Raw genomic sequence first — 5922 nt, 5'->3', positions numbered from 1 at the left:
GACCTATGGTCTTCCACATCGATTAGTGACTGATCAGTACGGAGCGACCCTAAAGGCAATTAAAAAGCTTACTAGGGAAGGCTATCTGCACAAAGGTGTGCATCAGTGCTCCAAATATCGCAATAATCTGATTGAGCAAGATCACCGTTTTATTAAGCGGCAACAAGTTCGTTCCGCAAGTTATCAGAGCACTCGGACAGCAGCTAGGACATTATACGGCATTGAAACCATGCATGCGATACACAAAGAAAGCCGAAAGAAGCTAGGCCTCTTCGGCTTTTCAGCGTATCAAGAAGTCGACCAATTGTTAGCGGCATAGGCTACAACCACTAAACACAGTCACTTTGATCTACGCTTAATTTCAACTTTGCACCAGAACCGCCGCTTGCATTAAGCCGCCGCTATTGGAAAGCCAAAAGCAGCGGCTTTTTTTACTCGGTATTACCGAAAAGTATAGAAAGCAGGATATGTCATCATTTGTCATTTCTTCTCAATGTAATAACTGCATGGCATATCAAGCCAAATACAAGAGAAAAACAGCCACCGCCAAATAGTGATGCTCCCCACCCTGCACCTGACATTGTCATAAAACCGCCAACAAAGAAAATACCAATGCCAAGAAATATACCAACACCATAAAAAAGTCCAATTGCCATATCGTACTTATTAAATTGTCGTTTCTCCTTTTTTTCATATGTTTCCATCTTTGTTATTACCTCCTTCGCAAAATCGTCCATGTTGACTCCAAAAAGAAAGCAAATTTTTTTCAACATATTTAAATCGGGTTCATTAACATCTCTCTCCCAATTCGATAGTGCCTGCCGGGTAACATTCAATTCCCCGGCTAGTTCTTCCTGTGTCATTCCCAATTGTGTTCGCAGATGACGTATTTGCTTTCCTGTTGTAATATTCGTCTGTTCCTGGTTCAAAATAGTTTCTCCTCTCTGATACTGATTTTATCAATGATATTTCGCAATAGCCAGCAATGAACGCTTGCATTGCGCAAGACGTTACATTATCTTCTGAAACATATAGCGCACCTTGTCCAGGCGGCTGTTTGGACGGCGGGGCTGGATGACTGGCTTGCCGACAGCGGCCTGATACCCTTTCAGTTCTGTAAGGCATACGCTCTGCCCGTTGGTGTAAAAGGCCAGATCAGTACGGTATGCCTGTATACAGCGGGCGGGAATCTCGCCAGTAAAGACAACTTCATCCTTTTTTACCTGGACCGTTTCGATGGTGGCACAGTATTTCGGTGCATCATGATAAGCCCTGGAAAGATATTCCCGGGGCGCATAGAGGGTGAAGGAGAGATAAGGTTCCAGCAGTTGCGTCCCTGATTCCTTCAATGCCTGTTCCAATACAATCGGGGCCAATGAGCGGAAGTCCGCCGGCGTGCTGACCGGACTGTAATAAAGCCCGTATTCAAAGCAAATCTTACAGTCCGTTACGTTCCAGCCGAACAAGCCCTGCTCCAGCCCGTAACGGATACCATCCCTGACAGCGTTTTGAAAACTCTGGTTCAAGTATCCCAGCGAAACCCGGCTCTCGTATTGTACACCGGAGCCAAGCGGGAGTGGTGTAACAGACAGTCCGATGGATGCCCAAAACGGGTTGGGCGGCACCTCGATATGGATGGTGTGGCTGGCTGCTTTGAGCGGCCGCTCCATATAAATGACGGTGGGTTCCTTTACCACTGTTTCAAGCTTGTATTTTTCCGACAGCAAAGCGGAAACAACCTCCAACTGCACCCGGCCCAAAAAAGAAAGAATGATCTCATGGGTGATGGAATCCACCTCGCAGCGCAAAAGCGGGTCAGTATCCGCAAGTTGCGTAAGAGCGTCCAGCAGCCGTTCTCTTTGCGCTGCCGTTTTCGGCGCAATCGACGTCCGCAGCATGGGGAGGGGGTCCTCACGCCACCTTTTACGAGGGAGCCGGGTTGGGTCCCCTAATACATCGTTTAACCTCACGCTGTCGCTGGGAAGGATAACAATTTCACCCGGATAAGCGGTGTCTGTCCGAACAATTTCCCCTTTGGATGGAATACGCATCTCTGTGATTTTCAGCTTTTCTCTCCCGGCCAGGGCCACCGTATCCCGCAGGCGCAGCGTTCCGCTGTATAGCCGTAGATAGACACGCCGCTGGCCGCAATCTGTATACTCCACCTTGAAAACGCTGCCGCATAGGGCGGCGCTCCCCTGTTCCCCAATCGGTTGGAACAGCCCTGTCACCGCATCCATCAACGGTTGAATGCCAAGGCCCTTTTTGGCGCTGCCATAATAGACCGGGAACAGGGAGGCGTCTTGAACCCGCCGCTGTTCCTCCCGCACAAGTTTTTCCCGGCTGATTGGTTCTCCTGCGATATACTTTTCCAATAATTTATCGTTATTTTCGATGACCGCATCCCATGCTTCTATGTCGGTATTTTCCTCCAGGACTATTTCCGGGGACAGCGACACCGTCTGCTTGATGATAATATCGGCGGAGAGCTTATCCCGAACAGACTGAACCACGCTCTGCAAATCAACGCCAGCCTGGTCGATCTTGTTGATAAAGATAACGGTGGGAATGTTCATTTTCCGCAGGGCATGGAACAGAATACGGGTCTGGGCCTGCACGCCATCTTTAGCGGAGATCACCAAGATGGCCCCATCTAAAACAGCCAAAGAGCGGTACACCTCCGCCAAAAAATCCATGTGGCCGGGCGTATCCACAATGTTGACTTTACATCTGTGCCACTGGAAGGAAGTGACTGCCGCTTGAATGGTAATCCCACGCTGCCGCTCCAAAAACATGGTGTCCGTCCTCGTTGTCCCTTTTTCGATGCTCCCCGGTTCTGAAATGGCTCCGCTGGCATATAGCAGGCTCTCCGTCAAGGTCGTCTTTCCAGCGTCTACATGGGCAAGAATTCCAATATTGATTATTTTCATGTGATTGTCCTCCCTTTACTGCCCCGAAGGGCATAAAAATCCCCAGCAGTAAAATACTTTTACCACTGGGGATGATAATTTGCGGACATACACATATACAGCATACACCTGTTTGTGAGTGCTGTTTTTGGGGATATGTCAAAATTGATAAGGCAAAAGTATTCTTAAATTGGGTACAAAAAACTAAGCCCCTACAAAAGGGACTATCATAATCCTTTGTTCCCACTATTTGATTATAGTTTTATTTAAGAATACCTTGCCGCATATTTTTTACTCCTTTTCTGGAATTGAATTATTATATCACATCAGTTTTAGGAAAACAAGTATCTAAAAGAAATTTTTCTTCCCCTTATATGTAACAATCATACCGGCTTCCTAACGTTCAGAATGGTTTCTACTGTCTGCTGCGGTGTTTGGTTGGAATTGTCCAGCCAAAAGCCGATCCGTGGTGTTGTCTGCATTTTACTAAACCTCAATTGTCAAATCAAGTGCAACACTTTATAACCAATTCTTGTTAGTGGTATAGCTTATGCCATATTGGGGTAATAGTCGCAAGGACGTAACCAGCCCAGTGAGCGCCTTGGGCGATGATTCAATGCCGACTGTGCTGCCTGGATCTCATCAAGGGTTACGTTCTTGAATGACTTGCCTTTTGGGAAATACTCACGTAGAAGGCCATTAGCATTCTCATTTGATCCACGCTCCCAGGGTGAGTATGGATGCGCAAAATAAATCTTCGTCCCGGTCACGCTAGCTATAGATGAGAACTCTGAACCATTGTCGAACGTGATGGAGTCGAACTCCTTAGCCCCATATTCATCTATCGTTGCCTGAAGGGCGCGGCGGCAAGTATCTGCGTGATAGTCAGGAAGCTTCACGATGATCTCGGTTCGGGAGTACCGCTCTGTTAGTGTCATTAATGCTGGTTCACTTTCAACTCGCTTCCCCTTGACCAGATCACCTTCCCAGTGACCGACTCCTAGTCGACCGTCAACGGCCTTTGGCCGCTTTTCAATAGATTCGCCCAGTTTTTGCTTGTTAATCCGAGCGTGGCGTAATCCTGGCCGTTTGACACGACGTCGCAGTTTGGCGGGTAAGTCAAGGTTGGTAATTGGGAGTAGCCCTGCGTCAATGTACCGATAGACTGTTGGCGTTGATGGACATCTCAGGCGGGGAAAACGCATCTGAAAGTCGTGGACAAAGCTATCCACGCTATGGATACGAGGGCGTTGCTTAAGTACTTTGATTAGCTCCTTGAAGAAGTAGTCGCAGCGCCCTAACAAGCCTTCTGCATGACTATTAAGCCGGGCTTCAACATGTTTACGTTGAGCAGCGTCGGCAAAATAGACAGAATGGATTTGGCGGTTTGAGTCCATCTGATCAACAGAGCCGCGTTTTAGCTCACGACTAATCGTGCTTGTACTGCGGTGCAAAGCACCCGCAATGTCGCTCAGAGTTTTGCCCTGCGTGCGTAGTACTTCAATTTTGCCTCTTTCATCGGGAGTTAGTTGGTGATAAGAGCGTTTGGTGGTACTCTGAGAGTGGGTCATGAAGATTCCTGCTTTCTTGTCTGTTTGGTCGCTAACAAGAATAGGTCTTCATGGCCTTTTTTTGCAAATTGGTCTGCTTTATCAGGTGTTGCACTTCGATTTTAAACCGAGGTAAATCTATTCCTTATCGATACAAATTCCCCGTAGGCGCTAGGGACCTCTTTAGCTCCTTGGAAGCTGTCAGTAGTATACCTAATAATTTATCTACATTCCCTTTAGTAACGTGTAACTTTCCAAATTTACAAAAGCGACTCATAGAATTATTTCCTCCCGTTAAATAATAGATAACTATTAAAAATAGACAATACTTGCTCATAAGTAACGGTACTTAAATTGTTTACTTTGGCGTGTTTCATTGCTTGATGAAACTGATTTTTAGTAAACAGTTGACGATATTCTCGATTGACCCATTTTGAAACAAAGTACGTATATAGCTTCCAATATTTATCTGGAACATCTGTGGTATGGCGGGTAAGTTTTATTAAGACACTGTTTACTTTTGGTTTAGGATGAAAGCATTCCGCTGGCAGCTTAAGCAATTGCTGAATCGAGACTTGAGTGTGCAAGAGCAACCCTAGTGTTCGGTGAATATCCAAGGTACGCTTGTAGAATCCTTCTTCAACAATCAGATAGATGTCAGACGCATGGCTTTCAAAAACCACTTTTTTAATAATTTGTGTGCTTAAATGGTAAGGAATATTCCCAACAATTTTATACCTCTGTTTGTTAGGGAATTGAAACTGTAGAATATCTTGGTGAATTAAAGTGACACGAATGTTCAGTTTTAATTTTTCTGACGATAAGTTGAATAGATGACTGTCTAATTCAATAGACGTTACCTGTTTACTTATTTTAGCCAGTTTCGTCGTTAAATGCCCTTTACCTGTTCCAATTTCGTAAACGGTATCGGTTTCTTTTAAATTCAATTGTTTTATTATTTGGTTGAGTACTTTTTCACTCGTTAAAAAGTTTTGAGAATATTTTATATTTTTGTTCATGTAATCACTCCTGAAGTGATTACATCTATAAATAAATACAGAAGTTAAACGATTTGTTTGTAATTTTAGTTATCTGTTTAAAAAGTCATAAGATTAGTCACTGGTAGGAATTAATCTAACGTATTTATTTATCTACGTAATCACTGTTTTTAGTCTGTTTCAAAACAGTAGATGTTTTATCTACATTACGCATTTGGAATACCAACATGACGAATCCCTCCTTCTTAATTACAAATTTTTAGCATCTAATTTAACTTCAATTCCTATTATACAAAATTTTCCCGCGTTTTACAATCAAGTTAGCCACTATCGTTAGCACTCAGACAAAATAAAAAACACCAAGTCGATACGACCTGTTATCATTAAAGTTCCTACACAATTAATGAAAGAGGTATCGTCTTGATGCAAGAACAGAATATCATGTCTCACACCAAAGGTCACCAT

6 protein-coding genes are annotated in these 5922 nt (G+C 44.3%); 1 reads left to right on the top strand and 5 read right to left on the bottom strand.

Features of this window, described 5'->3' with window-relative positions:
- Positions 1-319: DDE-type integrase/transposase/recombinase (locus tag ACYVRZ_RS12970; RefSeq protein ID WP_461227447.1), on the top strand; the 319-nt coding region annotated here is incomplete at its 5' end.
- 154 nt (positions 320-473) lie between these two features.
- Here ACYVRZ_RS12970 and ACYVRZ_RS12965 read toward each other — a convergent pair.
- From ACYVRZ_RS12965 to ACYVRZ_RS12945, 5 genes are all read right to left on the bottom strand, one after another.
- Complete coding sequence (locus ACYVRZ_RS12965; RefSeq protein WP_001071126.1) at positions 474-929, bottom strand: XRE family transcriptional regulator; 456 nt, start codon at positions 927-929, stop codon at positions 474-476.
- A gap of 81 nt (positions 930-1010) precedes the next feature.
- Positions 1011-2930, bottom strand: a complete 1920-nt coding sequence (gene tet(W), locus ACYVRZ_RS12960) for a tetracycline resistance ribosomal protection protein Tet(W) (protein ID WP_461227445.1) — start codon at positions 2928-2930, stop codon at positions 1011-1013.
- A gap of 527 nt (positions 2931-3457) precedes the next feature.
- The gene (locus ACYVRZ_RS12955) at positions 3458-4480 is read right to left on the bottom strand and encodes an IS30 family transposase (protein ID WP_125697777.1); all 1023 of its coding nucleotides are present in this window, start codon (positions 4478-4480) and stop codon (positions 3458-3460) included.
- Positions 4481-4740: 260 nt separating this feature from the next.
- On the bottom strand, positions 4741-5478 hold the full coding sequence (gene erm(B) / locus ACYVRZ_RS12950; protein ID WP_001038790.1) for a 23S rRNA (adenine(2058)-N(6))-methyltransferase Erm(B): 738 nt from the start codon (positions 5476-5478) through the stop codon (positions 4741-4743).
- Between the two features lie 124 nt (positions 5479-5602).
- Complete coding sequence (locus ACYVRZ_RS12945) at positions 5603-5686, bottom strand: 23S rRNA methyltransferase attenuator leader peptide ErmL (protein WP_032501549.1); 84 nt, start codon at positions 5684-5686, stop codon at positions 5603-5605.
- Positions 5687-5922: the final 236 nt, after the last annotated feature.

Source organism: Lacticaseibacillus suihuaensis (genome assembly GCF_054785075.1).
This window is presented reverse-complemented; position numbering and strand designations above follow the sequence as displayed.

Coding starts and splice junctions, on each gene's coding strand:
- ACYVRZ_RS12945 (WP_032501549.1), bottom strand. CDS start 5,686: ATGTTGGTATTCCAAATGCGTAATGTAGATAAAACATCTACTGTTTTG.
- ACYVRZ_RS12955 (WP_125697777.1), bottom strand. CDS start 4,480: ATGACCCACTCTCAGAGTACCACCAAACGCTCTTATCACCAACTAACT.